Origin of the sequence: Escherichia ruysiae (assembly GCF_031323975.1) — a bacterium.
Classification (GTDB): domain Bacteria; phylum Pseudomonadota; class Gammaproteobacteria; order Enterobacterales; family Enterobacteriaceae; genus Escherichia; species Escherichia ruysiae.
In genome coordinates this window covers 1,383,531-1,405,051 of record NZ_JAVIWS010000001.1, presented here as the reverse complement: position 1 = coordinate 1,405,051, position 21,521 = coordinate 1,383,531, and the positions used below count along the sequence as shown (strand labels likewise).

The 21,521-nt window shown below is 50.7% G+C and carries 21 protein-coding genes; 12 read left to right on the top strand and 9 right to left on the bottom strand.

Annotation, left to right across the window (positions count from 1 at the left end; all coding sequences use genetic code 11):
* Positions 1–180 precede the first annotated feature (180 nt).
* Positions 181–1,479: an alpha-ketoglutarate permease gene (gene kgtP, locus RGV86_RS07000; RefSeq protein ID WP_000841090.1), complete on the top strand. Its 1,299-nt coding sequence runs from the start codon at positions 181–183 to the stop codon at positions 1,477–1,479.
* Here the strand turns inward: kgtP and RGV86_RS06995 are convergent.
* The 5 genes from RGV86_RS06995 to trxC form a co-directional block, all read right to left on the bottom strand.
* The gene (locus RGV86_RS06995) at positions 1,476–1,799 is read right to left on the bottom strand and encodes a YfiM family lipoprotein (RefSeq protein ID WP_085461030.1); all 324 of its coding nucleotides are present in this window, start codon (positions 1,797–1,799) and stop codon (positions 1,476–1,478) included. The two genes, kgtP and RGV86_RS06995, sit on opposite strands and share 4 nt — an antisense overlap.
* A 45-nt stretch (positions 1,800–1,844) precedes the next feature.
* A complete protein-coding gene (gene pssA / locus RGV86_RS06990) occupies positions 1,845–3,200 on the bottom strand; it encodes a CDP-diacylglycerol--serine O-phosphatidyltransferase (RefSeq protein WP_000949267.1) in 1,356 nt (451 codons plus the stop codon).
* Between the two features lie 113 nt (positions 3,201–3,313).
* The gene (patZ, locus tag RGV86_RS06980) at positions 3,314–5,974 is read right to left on the bottom strand and encodes a peptidyl-lysine N-acetyltransferase PatZ (protein WP_085461029.1); all 2,661 of its coding nucleotides are present in this window, start codon (positions 5,972–5,974) and stop codon (positions 3,314–3,316) included.
* A 31-nt stretch (positions 5,975–6,005) separates the two neighbouring features.
* Positions 6,006–6,704: a tRNA-uridine aminocarboxypropyltransferase gene (tapT, locus tag RGV86_RS06975; RefSeq protein WP_000138186.1), complete on the bottom strand. Its 699-nt coding sequence runs from the start codon at positions 6,702–6,704 to the stop codon at positions 6,006–6,008.
* 70 nt (positions 6,705–6,774) lie between these two features.
* On the bottom strand, positions 6,775–7,194 hold the full coding sequence (trxC, locus tag RGV86_RS06970) for a thioredoxin TrxC (RefSeq protein ID WP_001098726.1): 420 nt from the start codon (positions 7,192–7,194) through the stop codon (positions 6,775–6,777).
* Positions 7,195–7,400: 206 nt separating this feature from the next.
* Here trxC and RGV86_RS06965 point away from each other — a divergent pair, with 206 nt between their 5' ends.
* Entirely contained in the window at positions 7,401–8,438 is a 1,038-nt protein-coding gene (locus tag RGV86_RS06965) for a tRNA/rRNA methyltransferase (protein WP_000997415.1), read from the top strand.
* A gap of 46 nt (positions 8,439–8,484) precedes the next feature.
* Here the strand turns inward: RGV86_RS06965 and ung are convergent, their stop codons facing one another.
* Positions 8,485–9,174, bottom strand: coding sequence for a uracil-DNA glycosylase (gene ung / locus RGV86_RS06960; RefSeq protein ID WP_000184515.1), 690 nt, complete (start codon positions 9,172–9,174; stop codon positions 8,485–8,487).
* A 303-nt stretch (positions 9,175–9,477) separates the two neighbouring features.
* Between ung and grcA the strand changes: the two genes are divergently transcribed.
* Positions 9,478–9,861, top strand: coding sequence for an autonomous glycyl radical cofactor GrcA (gene grcA, locus RGV86_RS06955; RefSeq protein WP_000627804.1), 384 nt, complete (start codon positions 9,478–9,480; stop codon positions 9,859–9,861).
* Between the two features lie 60 nt (positions 9,862–9,921).
* Here the strand turns inward: grcA and eamB are convergent, their stop codons facing one another.
* On the bottom strand, positions 9,922–10,509 hold the full coding sequence (gene eamB, locus RGV86_RS06950; protein ID WP_085461027.1) for a cysteine/O-acetylserine transporter: 588 nt from the start codon (positions 10,507–10,509) through the stop codon (positions 9,922–9,924).
* A 102-nt stretch (positions 10,510–10,611) separates the two neighbouring features.
* Between eamB and RGV86_RS06945 the strand changes: the two genes are divergently transcribed.
* On the top strand, positions 10,612–11,493 hold the full coding sequence (locus tag RGV86_RS06945; RefSeq protein ID WP_085461035.1) for a LysR family transcriptional regulator: 882 nt from the start codon (positions 10,612–10,614) through the stop codon (positions 11,491–11,493).
* A gap of 31 nt (positions 11,494–11,524) precedes the next feature.
* Here the strand turns inward: RGV86_RS06945 and srmB are convergent, their stop codons facing one another.
* Positions 11,525–12,859, bottom strand: coding sequence for an ATP-dependent RNA helicase SrmB (srmB, locus tag RGV86_RS06940; protein ID WP_000219193.1), 1,335 nt, complete (start codon positions 12,857–12,859; stop codon positions 11,525–11,527).
* Positions 12,860–12,990: 131 nt separating this feature from the next.
* Between srmB and trmN the strand changes: the two genes are divergently transcribed.
* On the top strand, positions 12,991–13,728 hold the full coding sequence (gene trmN, locus RGV86_RS06935) for a tRNA(1)(Val) (adenine(37)-N(6))-methyltransferase TrmN (RefSeq protein WP_024212358.1): 738 nt from the start codon (positions 12,991–12,993) through the stop codon (positions 13,726–13,728).
* On the opposite strand, the gene nadB is transcribed toward trmN, so the two are convergent.
* Complete coding sequence (gene nadB / locus RGV86_RS06930) at positions 13,713–15,335, bottom strand: L-aspartate oxidase (protein WP_032225980.1); 1,623 nt, start codon at positions 15,333–15,335, stop codon at positions 13,713–13,715. The genes trmN and nadB overlap by 16 nt on opposite strands.
* Before the next feature lie 255 nt (positions 15,336–15,590).
* Here nadB and rseD point away from each other — a divergent pair, with 255 nt between their 5' ends.
* From rseD to lepB, 7 genes are all read left to right on the top strand, one after another.
* Positions 15,591–15,746 carry a rpoE leader peptide RseD gene (rseD, locus tag RGV86_RS06925; protein ID WP_032147913.1) on the top strand — a complete coding sequence of 52 codons (156 nt, stop codon included), beginning with the start codon at positions 15,591–15,593 and terminating at the stop codon, positions 15,744–15,746.
* Positions 15,743–16,318 (top strand): RNA polymerase sigma factor RpoE, encoded by a 576-nt coding sequence (rpoE, locus tag RGV86_RS06920; protein ID WP_001295364.1) that lies wholly within the window; start codon positions 15,743–15,745, stop codon positions 16,316–16,318. Before rseD ends, rpoE begins: the two co-directional genes overlap by 4 nt.
* Positions 16,319–16,350: 32 nt before the next feature.
* Positions 16,351–17,001 (top strand): anti-sigma-E factor RseA, encoded by a 651-nt coding sequence (rseA, locus tag RGV86_RS06915; protein WP_085461026.1) that lies wholly within the window; start codon positions 16,351–16,353, stop codon positions 16,999–17,001.
* Complete coding sequence (rseB, locus tag RGV86_RS06910; RefSeq protein ID WP_000812045.1) at positions 17,001–17,957, top strand: sigma-E factor regulatory protein RseB; 957 nt, start codon at positions 17,001–17,003, stop codon at positions 17,955–17,957. The genes rseA and rseB overlap by 1 nt, the downstream gene beginning before the upstream one ends.
* Positions 17,954–18,433: a SoxR-reducing system protein RseC gene (gene rseC, locus RGV86_RS06905; RefSeq protein ID WP_032225978.1), complete on the top strand. Its 480-nt coding sequence runs from the start codon at positions 17,954–17,956 to the stop codon at positions 18,431–18,433. Before rseB ends, rseC begins: the two co-directional genes overlap by 4 nt.
* Before the next feature lie 197 nt (positions 18,434–18,630).
* Complete coding sequence (gene lepA / locus RGV86_RS06900; protein WP_000790173.1) at positions 18,631–20,430, top strand: translation elongation factor 4; 1,800 nt, start codon at positions 18,631–18,633, stop codon at positions 20,428–20,430.
* Between the two features lie 15 nt (positions 20,431–20,445).
* Positions 20,446–21,420 carry a signal peptidase I gene (gene lepB, locus RGV86_RS06895; RefSeq protein WP_000002532.1) on the top strand — a complete coding sequence of 325 codons (975 nt, stop codon included), beginning with the start codon at positions 20,446–20,448 and terminating at the stop codon, positions 21,418–21,420.
* The last annotated feature ends 101 nt before the right edge of the window (positions 21,421–21,521 follow it).

The following is a 21,521-nucleotide window of genomic DNA, read 5'->3' as shown; positions in this document are numbered from 1 at the left end:
TCCATACGTCCCCTTTACCAGAAATCTATCGTTAAGATCCTCAATAACCATTTTCCTGCTAACTAAATTCATGGTTAAGGTTGTATAATGATACACAACAAATGTATAACATTTTATTTACTAAAAAAATAAACAACAGCAACCGACAAAGCATCGGATTAGGGCAGGAGAAATAGTGGCATGGCAGAAAGCACTGTAACGGCAGACGGCAAACTGACAAGTAGTGATACTCGTCGCCGCATTTGGGCAATTGTGGGGGCCTCTTCAGGTAATCTGGTCGAGTGGTTCGATTTCTATGTCTACTCGTTCTGTTCACTCTACTTCGCCCACATCTTCTTCCCTTCTGGGAACACGACTACTCAACTACTGCAAACAGCCGGTGTTTTTGCTGCGGGATTCCTGATGCGCCCAATAGGCGGTTGGCTATTTGGACGCATAGCCGATAAACATGGTCGTAAAAAATCGATGCTGTTATCGGTGTGTATGATGTGTTTCGGCTCACTGGTAATCGCCTGTTTGCCTGGTTATGAAACAATCGGTACGTGGGCTCCGGCATTATTGCTTCTCGCGCGTTTATTTCAGGGATTATCCGTTGGCGGAGAATATGGCACCAGCGCCACCTATATGAGTGAAGTCGCAGTAGAAGGTCGTAAAGGTTTTTATGCTTCATTTCAGTATGTCACGTTGATCGGCGGACAACTGCTAGCCCTACTGGTTGTCGTGGTTTTACAACACACCATGGAAGACGCTGCACTCAGAGAGTGGGGATGGCGTATTCCTTTTGCGTTAGGAGCTGTGTTAGCTGTTGTAGCGTTGTGGTTACGCCGTCAATTGGATGAAACTTCACAACAAGAAACACGCGCTTTAAAAGAAGCTGGATCTCTGAAAGGATTATGGCGCAATCGCCGAGCATTCATCATGGTTCTCGGTTTTACCGCTGCGGGCTCCCTTTGTTTCTATACCTTCACCACTTACATGCAGAAGTATCTGGTGAATACTGCGGGAATGCACGCAAACGTAGCAAGCGGCATTATGACAGCAGCACTGTTTGTATTTATGCTCATCCAGCCGCTCATTGGGGCACTGTCGGATAAGATTGGCCGCCGAACTTCAATGTTATGTTTCGGTTCTCTGGCAGCCATTTTTACCGTTCCGATTCTTTCAGCATTGCAGAACGTTTCCTCTCCTTATGCCGCTTTTGGTCTGGTGATGTGCGCCCTGCTGATAGTGAGTTTTTATACTTCAATCAGTGGAATACTGAAGGCTGAGATGTTCCCGGCACAGGTTCGCGCATTAGGCGTTGGTCTGTCATATGCAGTCGCCAATGCTATATTTGGTGGCTCCGCAGAGTATGTAGCGTTATCGTTGAAATCGGTAGGAATGGAAACAGCCTTCTTCTGGTATGTCACCTTTATGTCAGTTATTGCATTTCTGGTTTCACTAACATTGCATCGCAAAGGGAAGGGAATGCGTCTTTAGTGATGCGCCAGTTGCCAGATGGTATAGCCGGTGCTTGCACCGGCGATATCCCAGGCAAAATCTTTCCAGCTCCAGCCGCTCCCTTCAGGGCGGCTATCCCAAAGTTCTTTTGACGCGCCCAGCCCTACAGAGAACATCAGCCCGAACGTGGCGCTACGGTCAGAGCTCATTCCCTGATGCTGTGCGTATTCATTTCCGGCGGCAGAAAGCATCGCCGAGGCGATAAAGTGTTGAGCTTTATCCTGCCCGCTCCAGCTATCGTTAGCCATGTGGCTGCATCCAGAAAGTAACAATAGCGAACAGACAAAAAGAATACGCAAAACGTGGCCTCCAAAAAACAAACCCCGTACAGGACGGGGTTGTGATTACAGGATGCGGCTAATTAATCGGTCGATGCGGATACGGCGCAAACGGCGGATAAGTTTGCGAACCTTCACCGGATAATCGGCAATACTTTGCAGATCGCGGTAGTGCTTAACGATGGTAGTATGCTCGCGGATCAGCTCCAGTTCTTTCTCACGCTGTGGTGCAAGCTCCAGTTGCGGATCGTGGATCAAAATGGCGTTTTCCAGATCCAGACGCCAGGCGCGTGGGTTCAGGTTATTACCGGTTACCAGCATCCACTTATCATCAACCCACATCCCTTTCAGGTGATAGGTGTTGTCGTCATCTTTCCATAACCGAACCACTAACTGGTCAGTATTGACGTAATACTGCAAACGGCTCAGGAAGCGACGCAGATTGATCTCATAAAGATAAGGCAGTGCGCCAATTATCTTGAAAGGTTCATCTTCCGGAATGTAGAAGTCATTCGCGGTTTTATCACCAACAATAATTTCGACCTTTTTCCCTTCGCGCAGCAACTGGATGATATTGCGCACAAGGATTGCTGGCAGGTTGAAGTAGGGGGTGCAGATGGTTAGTTTCTGCTCGGCACAAGGCATAAGATGGAAAATGGTCTTGTTCAACAGACTCGATTTCCCCAGACCTACCAACGGCGTTACGGAAAGCTGATCGTTGTCGGCATCGCCCTGGAAATGATAAGCGGCATCACGCAGCTCCTGGCGGAACAGGCGAATGTCGTTCTTGATTTCCGGACTTTTTGGGCGATTAACATCATCCAGACGATTAACGCCGCGACCATTCATAATATTCTGTGTAACCCATTCAAACATAATGTCTGACATCTTACGGTTACGGATCAGATGATAACGGTCGTAGCGATATTTATCGTGCTGATGCAGGTAAACATCGTTCAGGCTGGCACCGCTATAAAGTACGCTATCGTCGATGATAAAGCCTTTAAAGTGCAGAACACCAAGGGCTTCACGGGTATTGATTGGAACGCCATAAACCGGAACATCTACGCCCGGATTTTCCTGCGCCATGCGGCAGTACCAGTCAGCGTTAGTGTTAGATGCCGCAGCGCCAATGCGTCCACGTTGTGCACGATGCCAGTCGACCAGCACCCGCACATCCAGTTCCGGACGCTGCCTTTTAGCCTCATACAACGCGTTCAGAATGCCTTTGCCACCGTCATCCTGTTCGAGATACAGGGCGACAATGCAAATGCGCTGCTTCGCGCTGGCTATTTTTTCCAGCAGCGTCTCCCGGAAGTCGGCGGGAGCGTAAAAGAAATCGACATCATCAACTGATTGAGAAATCTTGGGTAGTTGGGCAAGGTGTTGTTGATGTTTATTACGCTTAAATTTTGACAACATCACAGTGCATTTCTTCTCTGTTCATTGAAGGGTCCTCTGTGCAATGCAGACGACATAAGCGGGCAATAATAACACCAGTCCCGATTAAGTGGTCAACATTTCCAGTACCTTACTCATGATTCCTCGCGCTGGGCAAGATTTAGCGTAAGCCCAACGATCCCCTCTTCGAGCTGGATATCAACGTTAAACCCGAGCTTGCGGGCTAGCGCCACCATGCCACGATTGTTTGGCATCGTAATACCATTCAGACGTTGTAGTCCGTGATCTCGCGTATAGGTAATCAACTTTTCCATTAAGCGTCGACCTAAGCCTAACCCTTTGAGATCCGAGCGAACCAGTACAGCAAATTCGGCATCGATGTTATCAGGATCGGAAATCGCACGCGTGACGCCGAGGATCTCTTCCGTTTGATCAATACGTCGTACCGCTACAAACGCCATTTCCCGATCGTAGTCGATCTGTGTCATGTTGGCTAAATCTTCATGGGTAAATTCGTTGATCTCGCTAAAGTAGCGGTAATAAAGATCTTCTTTGGTGACTCGCGAAATGAATTGCTGAAGTTGTGGCTCATCTTCTGGCAAAATCGGGCGGAACAAGCAGCGTTCACCGTTTTTCAATTCTACCCATTCTTCCAGCTGATGCGGATAAGGGCGCACTGCCAGCCGACTCTCGTTATCGCCTTCAAACGGCGCGATATCCAGCGTGACATCCAGCGCGGTAAATTCACTGCCAGAAGCCAGCAAAGGATGAATATCCAGACGCTGAATTTCCGGGCAATCGACAATCAAGTTGGAAACCTGCACCAGAAGCTGGCTCAGGCCTGCAACATCTAATGGGCGTAGCGCACTGCGCGCACGAATCTTTTTACTTTTGATTCCCTGAATAACCAGATAGCGGGCCAGGTTCATATTCAGCGGCGGCAGTGCGACGACGGCTTGATCTTCAGGACGCCACTCCACACCGCCTTCACCCAGCATGATAAGCGGCCCGAAAACCGGATCGTGCTCAACCACAACCCGCAACTCCTGAGCGCCAGCACGGTTAGCCATACTTTGCACCAACAGGCCGTGGACCCGCGCCTGCGGCCAGGTCATTTTTACGCGATCGAAAATAGCGTTTGCCGCTTGCTGGACTTCATTGGCTGTACGCAGGTACAGCATGACGCCCTGAACTTCCGATTTATGTGGAATATCCGGCGAACGCAATTTCAGTGCCACCGGATAACCAATCTGTTCGGCAATATGCACCGCTTCGGTGCTATCACTGGCAATCCAGGTAGGGAGCGTGTTCATGCCATACTCTTGCAGAATGGGCTGAACTTCATGGGTATCGAGCGACGTAGCCCCTTCGGCAATCGCCTGTTGCAACAGAAGATGCGCTTCTGCGGTATTAGAGGTCAGATTGCTGGGCAGCGCCGGCGTTTCGCGTAGTTGCTTCTGATTACGTCGGTACTCCACCATATGCATAAAAGCGGTAATAGTACCTTCCGGCGTTCGATAGGTCGGCAGCCCGGCTTCGCTGAATAAACGTCGTGCCTCTTGCGAGGAGTGTTCTCCACACCAGTTCGTCAGCAGAGATAAATACTTGCTGCGAGGGTGATGTTTTACCGCTTCAATTAATGCTTGCGCACTTTCTGTTGCGGGCGCTGCGGCGCTGGGCGAATGAATAACCATCAGCGCATCAAAATCCTGGCTGTGAAACAGAATATCCAGCGTTTTGACATAATGCTCGCTGCTGGCGTCATCGCGCAGATCGAGCGGGTTAGAGATAGCAACATGTTCTGGCAGCGCATCGCGCAGTTTCTGGCAAATCTCTTCACTTAGCGTTGCCAGCTTGCCATTGCGCGACCATAAGGCATCCAGTGCCAGCGCGGCAGGCGCGGCACCGTTGCTGATTATCATCAGCCGGTCGCCACGTAGCGGGCGCATATGGCTAAGGGTTTCTACCGCCGAAAACAGTTCGTGAGTGTCCTGCACTCGTAATAAACCTGCACGCTGAATAGCTGCATCCCACGCCGGATCCATTCCTGCCGTGGTGTTCAACAGACGTTGCGCCGCTGGGCTACGTCCGCTTTTAATCACCAGAATCGGTTTATTGCGCGAGGCGCTACGGGCAGCCGAAACAAAGCGTCGCGCATCGCTTAACTGTTCGAGGTAGAGCAGGATGGCACTGGTTTTACTGTCGCGCGCCAGATAGTCGAGCAATTCATCAACGTCGATATCCAGGCTGTCGCCGAGAGCAATAAAATACGAAAAGCCCATCTCACGCTGTTGCGCCCAGTCGAGGATGGTGTTGGAGACGGCAGCCGATTGCGAAATAAACGCCAGCTTGCCGCGTTTAATCGGCACAGGCGAAAAGCTGGCATTCAGACCTTGCCAGGGAGCCAGTAAGCCCAGACTGTTTGGTCCTAGCAAGCGCATGTTATGGCGCAAGGCGCAGGCGCGGAGATCTTCGTGTTGAGATGCCGGTGCAGAAAGAATAATGCAGGTTTTACAGCCTTTCTCGCCGAGCTCTTCCAGAAGAGCAAGATTACGGCTGGCATTGGTACATAAAACCGCAAGGTCGGGTGTAAAGGGTAAGCTGGCAATATCCGGCCAGGCCAACACACCCAACACCGCTTTCCAGGCTGGCGTCACCGGGAGTACCGGTCCGTTAAAGCCTCCCGCCAGCAGGTTACGCATCATCAGGTAACCTGCGCGATTGGGTTTCATCGATGCGCCAATTACCGCAATCGATTTTGGTCGCAGTAGTGCTTCCAGTCCTCGCTGACTCATACCGGTCTCCCGCAGAAGTGACCGAATGATTTTAAACGCTTTCTAACAGTTCTGCTGTGATGCTACCCAGATGTTGCGTTTTTCCTGCCAGATAGCGCGTTTTAAAACGAGTGAAATGCTCGCCTAAGCCCGTTGCTGCTTCGGTATCGCCTGCCATATCTAAAAGTGCGATGGCTACTTCGGCAGTACAATATTGGCCTTCGGCCTGGGCTTCACGCAGGCGATAGGCAGAAAGCCGGGAAAGATCGACGGAAATAACCGGGAAATTATCCAGATACGGACTTTTACGAAACATCTTGCGTGCTTCCGGCCAGGTGCCATCGAGCATAATAAACAGCGGCGGCTTACCGGAAGGCGGCGAGAAGATGACTTCCCGTTGCTCGCCGGCATACGAGGCAGGAAAAACCACCATTGGCTGATAATCCGGGTTTTGTACCAGATCCAGCAAATCTTGCGAGGGTTCGGTACGCGACCATTGAAACGCGACAGTATCCGGCAAGATATCAGCAATTAAACGTCCGGTATTGCTGGGCTTCATTGGCTCGGTATCGAACATCAGCAAACAAAAACGGCTTTTTGCTTCAGTTGGGGTGATTGTCGAACAGAGGCAAAGTTTCTCTGGCAAAAGACAGCGTTGGCAACGACGAACGCGATTACCACGGGCAAGAAAAGGACGCGTTGCGCGTGCAATACGTTCGGCGCGTAACTGGAGAACAGCGTTTTCGGTCATGAGAGAGAGCGTCGAAAAACCGCCATTGTCGCAGAGGAGAAAACGGGGCACAAGATGCGCCCCGGCAAGATTAAAGAGATTCGTTCAACCAGCTATCGAACGGCGCTTTCGGCACAGCGCCGTTAAGCATGTCAACAACCTGACCATTTTTGAAAATCATGATCGTCGGAATGCTACGAATACCAAAGCGGCTGCTTAATTCACGTTCGGCTTCGGTATTCACTTTTACAAAACGCACTTTACCGCTACGCTCTTGCGCAACATCTTCAAAAATCGGCGCGAAGTTACGGCAAGGGCCGCACCACGGCGCCCAGAAGTCGATCACTACAGGCAGATCGTCTTTCAGCAATTTGTCGAGTGTTTCACCGGTCGCATTAATCACCTCTCCGTCAAACAGGTCGTGACCGCAGCGTCCGCATTTTGCCGCATCTTCGATCCGATCGTCGGGAATGCGATTGATGGCCTGACAATGGGTACAAACGGTATTCATAACTAACCTCGGGATGAGTAAGGAGACTTATCGGCAATGACGCCGGTATGTTTCTAATATGTTACATATTATCAAAGGCAATGTTCCAGACAACAATCTGTTTTATTCAATAGATATGATAGTCGCAGGCTTTGGTACGAAATCATGGCGAACCGCGCGCACTTCGGGTAATCTGCGCGCTTCGCGCAGCGCTGGTGGAGAAAAGCATGAACGATGAAATGAAAGGTAAAAGCGGCAAGGTCAAAGTGATGTATGTCCGCAGTGATGATGATTCTGATAAACGTACCCATAACCCGCGAACCGGGAAAGGGGGCGGGCGTCCAGGAAAATCTCGTGCTGACGGTGGCCGTCGCCCCGCCCGCGATGACAAACAGAGTCAGCCCCGTGACCGCAAGTGGGAAGAGTCGCCGTGGCGCACCGTTTCCCGCGCGCCGGGTGATGAGGCACCAGAAAAGGCCGATCACGGTGGCATCAGTGGTAAAAGTTTTATTGATCCCGAAGTTTTGCGTCGTCAGCGTGCGGAAGAAACCCGCGTCTACGGCGAAAATGCATGTCAGGCACTGTTCCAGAGCCGTCCGGAAGCGATTGTTCGCGCCTGGTTTATCCAGAGCGTAACGCCACGTTTTAAAGAAGCATTGCGCTGGATGGCGGCAAACCGCAAAGCGTACCATGTAGTGGATGAAGCGGAACTGACAAAAGCGTCAGGCACGGAACATCACGGCGGCGTTTGCTTCCTGATCAAAAAGCGTAACGGCACAACCGTACAGCAGTGGGTAAGCCAGGCTGGCGCGCAGGATTGCGTACTGGCGCTGGAAAACGAATCTAACCCGCATAACCTGGGTGGCATGATGCGTAGCTGTGCGCACTTCGGCGTGAAAGGCGTTGTGGTGCAGGATGCAGCGTTGCTGGAATCGGGTGCGGCAATCCGTACCGCAGAAGGCGGCGCAGAGCACGTTCAGCCGATTACCGGCGACAACATTGTTAACGTGCTGGATGATTTCCGTCAGGCGGGTTACACCGTGGTAACCACTTCCAGCGAACAGGGTAAACCGCTGTTCAAAACCAGTCTGCCAGCGAAAATGGTGCTGGTGCTGGGTCAGGAATATGAAGGGTTACCGGATGCCGCACGCGATCCGAACGATCTGCGCGTGAAGATTGACGGTACTGGCAACGTTGCCGGGCTGAATATCTCTGTCGCAACTGGTGTGCTGCTTGGCGAATGGTGGCGTCAGAATAAAGCCTGATAAATCAGCCGGATGGCAATTCTGCCATCCGGTATTTTTCCGTCAATTACTCACTCTCTGCCGGTAATACTGGCATCCAGTCAATCGGCGTCTCGCCACGTTGTACCAGCCACTGATTTGCCAGCACAAAATGGTTGCAGCCAAAGAATCCACGATGCGCCGAAAGCGGTGACGGATGTGGCGCTTTCAGCACGTGATGGCGTTGCTTATCTATAATCGCCCCTTTCTTTTGCGCATGTGATCCCCACAACAAAAACACCACGCCTTCACGATGCTGATTAATCAGGCTGATGACTTTATCAGTAAACGTTTCCCAGCCGAGGCTGGCGTGGGAATGTGCCTGGCCTGCGCGCACCGTCAATACGGTGTTGAGCAGGAGAACCCCTTGACGTGCCCAGCTTTCAAGATAGCCATGTGTCGGGCGAGTAAAGCCTGGAAGGGTATTTTCCAGCTCTTTGTACATATTCAGTAGAGAAGGCGGTATAGCAATGCCTGGGCGAACGGAAAATGCCAGACCGTGCGCTTGTCCGGAGCCGTGGTAAGGATCCTGACCGAGGATCACCACTTTGACATCGCCCAGTTCAGTAAAGCGAAAGGCGTTAAAGACATCTTTTTGTGGTGGGTAGATGGTTATCCCGGACTGCCGCTCGCTGGCAACGGTCTGGAGGGTGTTAAGAAAATAGGGTTGCTGCTTTTCTTCAGCCAGCACGTCATGCCAGGTTAATTGGTTAGTCATCTCGCTCTCCTGCGGATCTTCAATCCGCCTAGCTTAACTGCTTCTTTCTACAGAACAAAATCAAGCTCATTTTTTAGCCATAAACGAGTGCAAAAAAATGTAAATTGGTAAAATTCCACACTCGTATAAGTTGATGTAAAACAATAAAATCCATTTACGACCACATTTGATGTGTGGTTTTTGTTGATTTAAATCAAAGAATCAAGGGTGTTTGAGGAGTATATATACACTCAAGCAACAATGGTTTTACCAATTGGCCGCAACAGGCTAATCAAATCAAATAATTTGCCGGGGAGGCATCACATGATTACAGGTATCCAGATTACTAAAGCCGCTAATGACGATCTGCTGAACTCTTTCTGGCTGCTGGACAGCGAAAAAGGCGAAGCGCGTTGCATCGTTGCGAAAGCAGGTTTTGCAGAAGACGAAGTGGTTGCAGTAAGCAAACTGGGTGACATTGAATACCGTGAAGTTCCAGTAGAAGTTAAACCAGAAGTTCGCGTTGAAGGTGGCCAGCACCTGAACGTAAACGTTCTGCGTCGTGAAACTCTGGAAGATGCAGTTAAGCATCCGGAAAAATATCCGCAGCTGACCATCCGTGTATCCGGTTATGCAGTTCGCTTCAACTCTCTGACTCCGGAACAGCAGCGCGACGTTATCGCTCGTACCTTTACTGAAAGCCTGTAAGGCTTAAGTAGCAAGTTATTAAGCGGAAGAGGGTGACCTCTTCCGCTTTTCTTTTGTCTTTCAATAGAAAATGCGTACCGCACAATAGACCAGCAACAGCGCCAGCACGATATTCAACTGGCGGCCATAGCGGTTAAACAATCGCTGAAACAGATGTCCCGCCAGCGCCCAACACACATTGCCAAACGTCCCAATCATCGCCAGCAAAACGCTGACGCCAACTACCCAGCTTAACGCCTGTGTTTGCGGCAGAACAAACGTCGACAGTGCCGTAATGCCGTACAAAATAATTTTGACGTTCACAAACTGCAAAGCAAAGCTGGCCCAAAAACTGATCGGTTTTGCCTGAAGTCCGTCTTCTTTTGTTGGACTGGTAGCGATTTTCCACGCCAGCCAGACAATATATGCTGCCCCCGCCCAACTCAACAAATGCACTGCTGCCGGATCGATAACAGCCAGTGAAAACGAAATTCCCGCACACAGCAACATGACGATTAAAAATCCCAGACTCATCCCTGCCAGCACGCGGGAACTCTGACGAACCCTATGCGACGTGGCTGAACTCAAAGCGAGAATATTGTTCGGTCCTGGCGTGAGGGCCGTAATCAGAGTGTAGGTCCAAAAAGCACTTAAAAGGGTCGGTGTCACTTGTTATCTCCTCTGTTTTGGTAGACAGTACCCGACATGAAACATTTAAAAAAATGAATGTTTTTTCATTCTAAATTCGACAATCTCGATAGGTTTGGGTTTATGGATCTGCGCCGTTTTATTACGCTTAAAACCGTGGTGGAAGAGGGTTCCTTTTTGCGAGCTTCGCAAAAATTGTGCTGCACACAATCGACGGTGACTTTTCATATTCAGCAGCTTGAGCAGGAGTTCTCGGTACAGTTGTTTGAGAAAATTGGTCGACGGATGTGCCTTACCCGCGAAGGAAAAAAGCTGCTGCCGCACATTTATGAACTCACCAGAGTGATGGATACCCTTCGTGAGGCTGCCAAAAAAGAGTCGGATCCGGACGGGGAGCTGCGCGTTGTTTCGGGCGAAACGTTACTCTCTTACCGAATGCCGCAGGTGTTGCAGCGTTTTCGGCAACGCGCACCAAAAGTGCGTTTATCGTTGCAGTCGCTGAACTGTTACGTGATCCGTGATGTGCTACTGAATGATGAGGCCGATGTCGGCGTCTTTTATCGCGTAGGGAATGATGATGCCCTGAACCGACGAGAGTTGGGTGAACAATCGCTGGTGCTGGTGGCTTCACCACAAATTGCAGATGTCGATTTTACTGAGCCGGGAAGACATAACGCCTGTAGCTTTATTATCAACGAACCGCAATGTGTCTTCCGGCAGATATTTGAGAGCACGCTGCGTCAGCGGCGGATCACGGTGGAAAGCACCATTGAGCTTATAAGCATTGAAAGTATCAAGCGATGTGTCGCGGCAAACATCGGAGTCAGCTACTTACCGCGATTTGCGGTAGCAAAAGAGCTGGAGTGCGGAGAATTAATTGAATTACCCTTCGGCGAACCGTCGCAGACCATTACGGCAATGTGCGCTCACCATGCCGGAAAAGCGGTTAGCCCGGCGATGCATACTTTTATTCAGTGTGTTGAAGAGTGTTTTTTGCCGGGATAAAAAAATGCCGGGCTTAAACCCGGCATTATGATTACTCTTCTGTCGTTTGCGGCGGCACGCCCGTTCCGCTTGGTTTGCGGCGCTTACCAATATTTTTGGTATCGCGATGGCGTTTTTTCACCCGTGGCTTCTCTTTCTCTTTAGCCTTTTTCTTCTCGGCGCGTTTTGCCAACACTTTTTTCGATGGCTTGCCGGTCTGTTTCTCGCTTGGCGCACGCGTTTTCGGGCGTAACTCATCAATTACGCGAGCTTTAATTGGCTCTTCAATATAACGGCCAACTTTGCCCAGCAGCAGATGGTCATGAGCTTCAACCAGTGAAATTGCGGTGCCTTTACGGCCAGCGCGAGCGGTACGCCCGATACGGTGCAAATAAGTATCGCCACTGCGCGGCATATCGAAGTTAAAGACGTGGCTGACATCCGGAATGTCGATACCACGCGCGGCAACATCAGTTGCAACCAGTACGTTAACGCGGCCTTCGGTCAGGCGTTTGATCGCTTCGTTGCGTTTGCCTTGCACCATCTCACCTTCGAGATAGCAGTTGTTGATGCCTGCTTCGCGCAGCCAGTTTGCCAGTTCATGCACACGCTCACGCTTACGCACAAAGACAATTGAGCGAGTCGCTTCCGGCTGTTTTAACAGATGCACCAGCAACGCAGTTTTATGCTCAAGATCATCGGCGCGGTAATACCACTGATGAATCTTTTTGCGCTCACGGGTGGACGGATTCGCAGAAACTTCCACCGGATCTTCGAGCAGACGCTCAGCAAAATCCTGAATAGCATCGCCTTCCAGTGTTGCCGAGAAGAGCAGGGTTTGTTTACGCCAGCGAGTTTCGCCAGCAATATGTTCGATATCCTGGGCGAAGCCCATATCCAGCATACGGTCTGCTTCATCGAGGATCAGCGTTTCAACCGCGCGGCAATCGAAGTTCTCTTCTTTTATATACTGCAGCAGACGACCAGTTGTGGCGACCACGATGTCCTGGTTTTCGCTGAACACTTCTGCGTGGTTCATATAAGCCACGCCACCGGTGATGGTGGCAATATCCAGATGCGTATGTTTCGCCAGTTCGCGGGCATGATCGGCCACCTGCATCGCCAGTTCGCGAGTTGGGGTGAGGATCAAAATACGCGGCGGACCGGATTTCTTACGCGGGAAATCGAGCAGGTGCTGCAACGCTGGCAGCAGATACGCCGCCGTTTTACCGGTGCCTGTCGGCGCAGAACCGAGTACATCACGGCCATCGAGCGCAGGCGGAATGGCGGCAGCCTGAATGGCGGTCGGGCGAGTGAAACCTTTATCCTGGAGTGCTTCCAGCAGGCTTTCGTCGAGTTCAAGTTCGGAAAAAGTCGTTACAGTCATGTTCTACCTCTGTGTGGGGCGCTGATTATAGACGTTACGGCTGCAATCTTCATCTGTTTGTATGGATATCGCTTCTCAGGTATTGTTCTTACCCGGCGCTATCGCCGTTTTTCCAGCAAGGTTTTATTTTCATGTCACAGTCTACATCCGTGCTTCGTCGTAATGGATTTACTTTTAAACAGTTTTTTGTCGCACACGATCGCTGTGCAATGAAAGTGGGAACGGATGGAATTTTGCTGGGCGCATGGGCTCCTGTGGCTGGGGTAAAACGCTGCCTTGATATCGGCAGCGGTAGCGGCTTATTGGCTTTGATGCTGGCGCAGCGCACCGATGATGGCGTGATAATCGATGCGGTTGAAATTGAAAATGAAGCGGCTGCCCAGGCGCAGGAAAATATCGCGCAGTCCCCGTGGGCAGAGCGGATTAACGTCCATACGGTGGATATTCAGCAGTGGATTACCCAGCAGTCTGCGCGTTTTGATTTAATTATCAGCAACCCGCCGTATTATCAGCAGGGAGTAGAGTGCGCAACACCACAGCGGGAGCAGGCGCGCTATACCACTACACTTGATCACCAGACGTTGCTCACTTGCGCGGCAGAATGCATTACCGAAGAGGGATTTTTCTGCGTGGTGCTGCCAGAACAGGTCGGTAATGGTTTTACTGAACTGGCGTTAAATATGGGCTGGCATTTACGTTTACGGACGGATGTGGCGGAAAACGAAGCGCGACTGCCGCATCGGGTGCTGCTGGCATTCTCCCCACAGGCGGGGGAGTGTTTTAGCGATCGCTTAGTGATTCGTGGGCCAGACCAGAACTATTCCGAAGCGTATACGGCGCTGACCCAGGCTTTTTATCTGTTTATGTAATGATTGCCGGGGGTGAGAATCGACGGACCGGAATGCGCGAGTAGCTCCGGGTAATCCAGCGTGTAATGCAAGCCCCGACTCTCTTTGCGCATTATCGCGCAGCGAACAATCAACTCGGCAACCTGCACCAGATTACGCAGCTCCAGCAAATTATTCGACACACGGAAGTGAGCATAATATTCATCTATCTCCTGCTGCAACATATTGATCCGCCGCAGGGCGCGCTCCAGGCGCTTTGTTGTGCGTACAATGCCCACGTAATCCCACATAAACAGGCGTAACTCATGCCAGTTATGTTGAATCACCACCAGTTCATCAGGATTCTCAACGCGGCTTTCATCCCACGGCGGTAACGTACTGACGCCGCGCACATAGGGCATACGCTTTGCAATATCTTCCGCTGCCGACCAGCCGTAGACCAGACACTCCAGCAATGAGTTAGAGGCCATTCGGTTAGCGCCATGTAATCCTGTATAGCTGACTTCACCAATGGCATACAGGCCATCAACGTCGGTACGCCCATAATCATCTACCATCACGCCACCGCAGGTGTAGTGCGCAGCGGGCACTATTGGGACAGGCTCTTTCGTGAGATCAATACCCAGTCCCAATAACTTTTCATAAATCATCGGGAAATGCTGACGAATAAAATCCGCAGGTTTATGGCTGATATCGAGGAACATACAATCCGCGCCGAGGCGCTTCATTTCGTGATCAATAGCACGAGCAACAATATCGCGCGGTGCCAGTTCGCCGCGATCATCAAAATCGGGCATAAATCGTGTACCGTCCGGGCGTTTCAAATAAGCGCCTTCGCCACGTAAAGCTTCCGTTAACAGGAAATTTCGAGCCTGTGGATGATACAGTGCGGTAGGGTGGAACTGATTAAATTCAAGATTAGCAACCCGGCAACCCGCGCGCCAGGCCATGGCAATACCATCGCCGGAGGATATATCAGGATTGGTGGTATACTGATAAACTTTCGATGCGCCTCCGGTTGCCAGCACTACCGCTTTTGCGTGGCAGGTTTCTACCGCTTCTTTATTGCGATTCCATACCCACGCGCCAACAACCCGCCGCGTACCCGGCAGACCAATTTTGTCAGAAATAATCAGATCGACTGCGTTGCTGCGTTCCAGCACGCGAATATTCGGATGGTTCTGCGCCTTGCTCACCAGCGTGGTTTCTACTTCTTTACCAGTGGCGTCGGCGGCATGAAGAATACGACGGTGACTATGTCCACCTTCACGGGTCAGATGGTAGCTCTCTTCGCCATTTGGCCGAACGTGGGTATCAAACAACACCCCCTGGTCGATCAACCATTGCACGCAGGAACGCGCATTGCTGGCAACAAATTCAACTGCATGGCGATCGCAAATTCCGGCACCAGCAATTAAGGTATCTTCCACATGGGAATCGATGCTGTCAGTTTCATCAAACACGGCGGCAATTCCGCCCTGGGCGTAAAACGTCGAGCCTTCTGTAACTTGACCTTTACTTAGAACGATGACTTGATGCTTATCCGCCAGACGTAGCGCCAGTGAAAGCCCGGCGGCACCGCTACCAATAATCAACACATCACAAGAATGTTCAGGGAAAATATTCATTTTGATTGTTTAATTTACTAAACACCGTTCGGTCAGCATAGCATCATGTTGTACAATTAAACATCTGTTATTTTGATGTTTGTTACAAGGGCTAAACATGTTGATTCAGGAAGACGGGAAAAAGAGAAGTTGCTCGTCGGCGGAGGATTAGGTGGTGAAATAAAAAGGCCGTTGGGTTACTCTTCAGGCAGTTAAATGGGCATTTCTACACAGATAATGCGTTATTCAGATTCTGTAGACTTATAATGATAGATAATGATCCGTCTACAGCATGACAAACAAAAACAGATGCGTTACGGAACTTTACAAAAACGAGACACTCTAACCCTTTGCTTGCTCAAATTGCAGCTAATGGAGTGGCGTTTCGATAGCGCGTGGAAATTTGGTTTGGGGAGATTTTACCTCGGATGAGCGAGCAGTTAACGGACCAGGTCCTGGTTGAGCGGGTCCAGAAGGGAGATCAGAAAGCCTTTAACTTACTGGTAGTGCGCTATCAGCATAAGGTGGCGAGTCTGGTTTCCCGCTATGTGCCGTCGGGTGATGTTCCCGATGTGGTACAAGAAGCTTTTATTAAAGCCTATCGTGCGCTGGATTCGTTCCGGGGAGATAGTGCTTTTTATACATGGCTGTATCGGATTGCTGTTAATACGGCAAAAAATTACCTGGTTGCTCAGGGGCGTCGTCCACCTTCCAGTGATGTGGATGCCATTGAAGCTGAAAACTTCGAAAGTGGCGGCGCGCTGAAAGAAATTTCGAACCCTGAGAACTTAATGTTGTCAGAAGAACTGAGACAGATAGTTTTCCGAACTATTGAGTCCCTCCCGGAAGATTTACGCATGGCAATAACCTTGCGGGAGCTGGATGGCCTGAGCTATGAAGAGATAGCCGCTATCATGGATTGTCCGGTGGGTACGGTGCGTTCACGTATCTTCCGTGCGAGGGAAGCTATTGATAATAAAGTTCAACCGCTTATCAGGCGTTGACGATAGCGGGATACTGGATAAGGGTATTAGGCATGCAGAAAGAACAACTTTCCGCTTTAATGGATGGCGAAACGCTGGATAGTGAGCTGCTTAACGAACTGGCTCACAACCCGGAAATGCAGAAAACCTGGGAAAACTATCACTTAATCCGTGACTCTATGCGGGGTGATACTCCCGAGGTACTTCATTTCGATATCTCTTCCCGCGTGATGGCTGCCATTGAAGAAGAGCCAGTACGTCAACCGACGACATTGATCCCAGAGGCTCAGCCTGCACCGCATCAATGGCAGAAAATGCCATTCTGGCAGAAAGTCCGTCCGTGGGCGGCACAGCTTACCCAAATGGGCGTAGCGGCGTGTGTATCGCTTGCAGTTATCGTTGGCGTCCAGCACTATAATGGACAATCTGAAACGTCCCAGCAGCCCGAAACTCCGGTATTTAATACTCTGCCGATGATGGGTAAAGCCAGTCCGGTAAGTCTGGGAGTGCCTTCTGAAGCGACCACGAACAATGGTCAACAGCAGCAGGTACAGGAGCAGCGTCGTCGCATTAATGCCATGTTGCAGGATTACGAACTGCAACGTCGACTCCACTCCGAACAGCTTCAGTTTGAGCAGGCCCAGACACAGCAAGCCGCTGTACAGGTGCCAGGAATTCAAACTTTAGGAACGCAATCGCAGTAATGAAGCAACTTTGGTTTGCCATGTCATTAGTGACAGGTAGCCTGTTATTCTCTGCTAACGCCTCGGCCACCCCTGCGTCCGGGGCGTTATTACAGCAGATGAACCTGGCTAGCCAGTCACTGAATTACGAGCTGTCATTCATCAGCATCAATAAACAAGGTGTTGAGTCTCTGCGTTATCGACATGCACGCCTCGATAACCGTCCTCTTGCACAGTTGTTGCAAATGGATGGCCCGCGCCGGGAAGTGGTACAGCGCGGCAATGAAATCAGCTATTTTGAACCGGGTCTTGAACCGTTCACACTTAATGGCGATTACATTGTTGATTCTCTGCCATCGCTCATCTATACCGATTTCAAGCGTCTTTCTCCTTACTACGACTTTATCTCCGTGGGGCGTACGCGTATTGCCGACCGCTTATGTGAGGTAATCCGCGTAGTAGCTCGTGATGGCACACGCTACAGCTACATCGTATGGATGGATACCGAATCGAAATTACCGATGCGGGTAGATCTCCTTGATCGTGATGGTGAAACGCTGGAACAATTCCGTGTGATTGCTTTCAACGTCAATCAGGATATCAGCAGCAGTATGCAGACGCTGGCGAAAGCGAACTTGCCACCGCTGCTTTCTGTACCTGTGGGTGAAAAAGCCAAATTTAACTGGACTCCAACCTGGTTGCCGCAGGGCTTTAGTGAAGTCTCCAGCAGTCGGCGTCCGTTACCGACGATGGACAACATGCCTATCGAATCACGTCTCTATTCCGACGGATTATTCAGCTTCTCGGTAAACGTAAACCGTGCTACGCCATCGAGCACCGACCAAATGTTGCGCACCGGACGCAGAACCGTCAGTACCAGCGTACGTGATAACGCCGAAATCACCATTGTTGGTGAACTGCCACCGCAAACGGCGAAGCGCATTGCCGAGAATATTAAGTTTGGGGCAGGGCAATGATTAAAGAGTGGGCCACTGTTGTCTCCTGGAAAAACGGGCAGGCGCTGGTCAGTTGTGATGTCAAAGCCTCATGTAGCAGCTGTGCTTCCCGTGCTGGTTGCGGTAGCCGCGTGTTAAATAAACTTGGCCCGCAAACCACGCATACCATCGTCGTACCCTGTGATGAACCGTTAGTGCCGGGGCAAAAAGTGGAATTAGGAATCGCCGAAGGCAGCCTGCTCAGCTCCGCATTACTGGTTTATATGTCGCCGTTGGTGGGATTATTCTTCATCGCTTCGTTATTTCAGCTACTCTTTGCTTCAGATATTGCAGCATTATGTGGTGCGATTCTCGGCGGCGTTGGCGGATTCCTCATTGCGCGTGGATACTCACGTAAGTTTGCTGCCCGGGCAGAATGGCAACCTGTCATCTTAAGCGTGGCATTGCCGCCTGGTCTTGTGCGATTTGAAACATCTTCGGAAGACGCGAGCCAGTGATTTCACTGGCTTTGTTGTATTTTGCATAACAAATGCGAGGACGTTTCCAGATACCACAATCCATACGGTATGAACATTTCCTCGCCTCAATGTTGTAGTGTAGAATGCGGCGTTTCTATTAATACAGACGTTAAGCTCAGAACAGCGACTTCTAAAAGCCTGGTTAACCGGGCATTAAGGCACAATAATCATACTTTATGAAGAATATACGTAACTTTTCGATCATAGCTCACATTGACCACGGTAAATCGACGCTGTCTGACCGTATTATCCAGATCTGCGGTGGCCTGTCTGACCGTGAAATGGAGGCACAGGTTCTCGATTCCATGGATCTTGAGCGTGAGCGTGGCATAACTATCAAAGCGCAGAGCGTGACGCTGGACTATAAAGCGTCCGATGGCGAAACCTATCAACTTAACTTTATCGACACCCCGGGTCATGTGGACTTCTCTTATGAAGTATCGCGTTCGCTGGCCGCTTGTGAAGGTGCATTGCTGGTGGTTGACGCCGGGCAGGGCGTAGAAGCGCAAACCCTGGCAAACTGCTACACCGCAATGGAAATGGATCTTGAAGTGGTGCCGGTACTGAATAAGATTGACTTACCGGCAGCCGATCCGGAACGCGTGGCGGAAGAAATTGAAGATATCGTTGGTATCGACGCCACCGACGCAGTGCGTTGCTCGGCGAAAACCGGCGTTGGTGTGCAGGACGTTCTTGAACGTCTGGTGCGCGACATCCCACCGCCGGAAGGCGATCCGGAAGGCCCGTTGCAGGCTCTGATTATCGACTCCTGGTTCGACAACTACCTGGGCGTTGTTTCACTTATCCGTATTAAAAACGGCACCCTGCGTAAGGGCGACAAAGTGAAAGTCATGAGTACCGGGCAGACTTATAACGCCGACCGTCTGGGTATTTTCACGCCGAAGCAAGTTGACCGTACAGAACTGAAATGTGGCGAAGTAGGCTGGTTGGTATGTGCGATTAAAGATATCCACGGCGCACCAGTCGGTGACACCTTAACGCTGGCGCGTAATCCGGCAGAAAAGGCGCTGCCAGGATTTAAAAAAGTCAAACCGCAGGTTTACGCCGGTCTGTTCCCGGTAAGTTCTGACGACTATGAAGCCTTCCGCGATGCGCTGGGCAAACTTAGCCTGAACGATGCCTCATTGTTCTATGAGCCAGAAAGCTCCACGGCGCTGGGCTTTGGTTTCCGCTGCGGCTTCCTCGGCCTGCTGCACATGGAGATCATTCAGGAACGTCTGGAACGCGAGTACGACCTTGACCTGATTACTACCGCTCCGACAGTAGTGTATGAAGTAGAAACTACGGCGAAAGAAGTTATCTACGTCGACAGCCCATCCAAGCTGCCAGCGGTGAATAACATCTATGAATTGCGCGAACCGATAGCAGAGTGTCACATGCTGCTGCCGCAGGCGTATCTTGGTAACGTCATTACGCTATGCGTAGAAAAACGCGGCGTACAGACCAACATGGTTTATCACGGTAACCAGGTGGCACTGACGTATGAGATCCCTATGGCGGAAGTGGTACTCGACTTCTTCGATCGCCTGAAATCTACCTCGCGTGGTTATGCGTCTTTGGATTACAACTTCAAACGCTTCCAGGCGTCCGACATGGTGCGTGTTGACGTTTTAATCAACGGTGAACGTGTTGATGCGCTGGCGTTGATCACCCACCGTGATAATTCGCAAAACCGTGGTCGCGAGCTGGTGGAGAAGATGAAAGATCTGATCCCCCGCCAGCAGTTTGATATCGCCATTCAGGCTGCGATTGGAACGCACATCATTGCGCGTTCCACCGTGAAACAGCTGCGTAAAAACGTACTGGCTAAATGTTATGGCGGCGATATCAGCCGTAAGAAAAAGCTGCTGCAGAAGCAGAAAGAAGGTAAGAAACGCATGAAGCAGATCGGTAACGTCGAACTGCCGCAGGAAGCGTTCCTCGCCATTCTGCACGTCGGCAAAGACAACAAATAACCATTAGGAGTTGGCATGGCGAATATGTTTGCCCTGATTCTGGTGATTGCCACACTGGTGACGGGCATTTTGTGGTGCGTGGATAAATTCTTTTTCGCACCTAAACGGCGGGAACGTCAGGCAGCAGCACAAGCAGCTGCCGGGGACTCACTGGATAAAGCAACGCTGAAAAAAGTTGCGCCGAAGCCAGGTTGGCTCGAAACCGGCGCTTCTGTATTTCCGGTGCTGGCTATCGTATTGATTGTGCGTTCGTTTATTTATGAACCGTTCCAGATCCCGTCAGGTTCGATGATGCCGACTCTGTTAATCGGTGACTTTATTCTGGTAGAGAAGTTTGCTTACGGCATTAAAGATCCTATCTACCAGAAAACGCTGATCGAAACCGGTCATCCGAAACGTGGCGATATCGTGGTCTTTAAATACCCGGAAGATCCAAAGCTTGATTACATCAAGCGTGCGGTGGGTTTACCGGGCGATAAAGTCACTTACGATCCGGTTGCGAAAGAGGTGACTATTCAACCGGGATGCAGTTCCGGTCAGGCGTGTGAAAACGCGCTGCCGGTCACCTACTCAAACGTGGAACCGAGCGATTTCGTTCAGACCTTCTCGCGTCGTAACGGCGGGGAAGCAACCAGCGGATTCTTTGAGGTGCCGAAAAACGAAACCAAAGAAAATGGAATTCGTCTTTCTGAACGTAAAGAGACACTGGGCGATGTAACGCATCGTATCCTGACCGTGCCGATTGCGCAGGATCAGGTGGGGATGTATTACCAGCAGCCAGGACAACAACTGGCAACCTGGATTGTTCCGCCGGGCCAATACTTCATGATGGGTGACAACCGCGACAACAGCGCGGACAGCCGTTACTGGGGCTTTGTGCCGGAAGCGAATCTGGTCGGTCGGGCAACGGCTATCTGGATGAGTTTCGATAAGCAAGAAGGCGAATGGCCGACTGGTGTGCGCTTAAGTCGTATTGGCGGCATCCATTAATAGCTTATCTTCGTTCACGTTGTCGCCGTTATGGCGACAACGTGAATTATTTATGAGATAAATCTCCCGTGACTAACGACATCCCCCGTCGTTGTGTATAG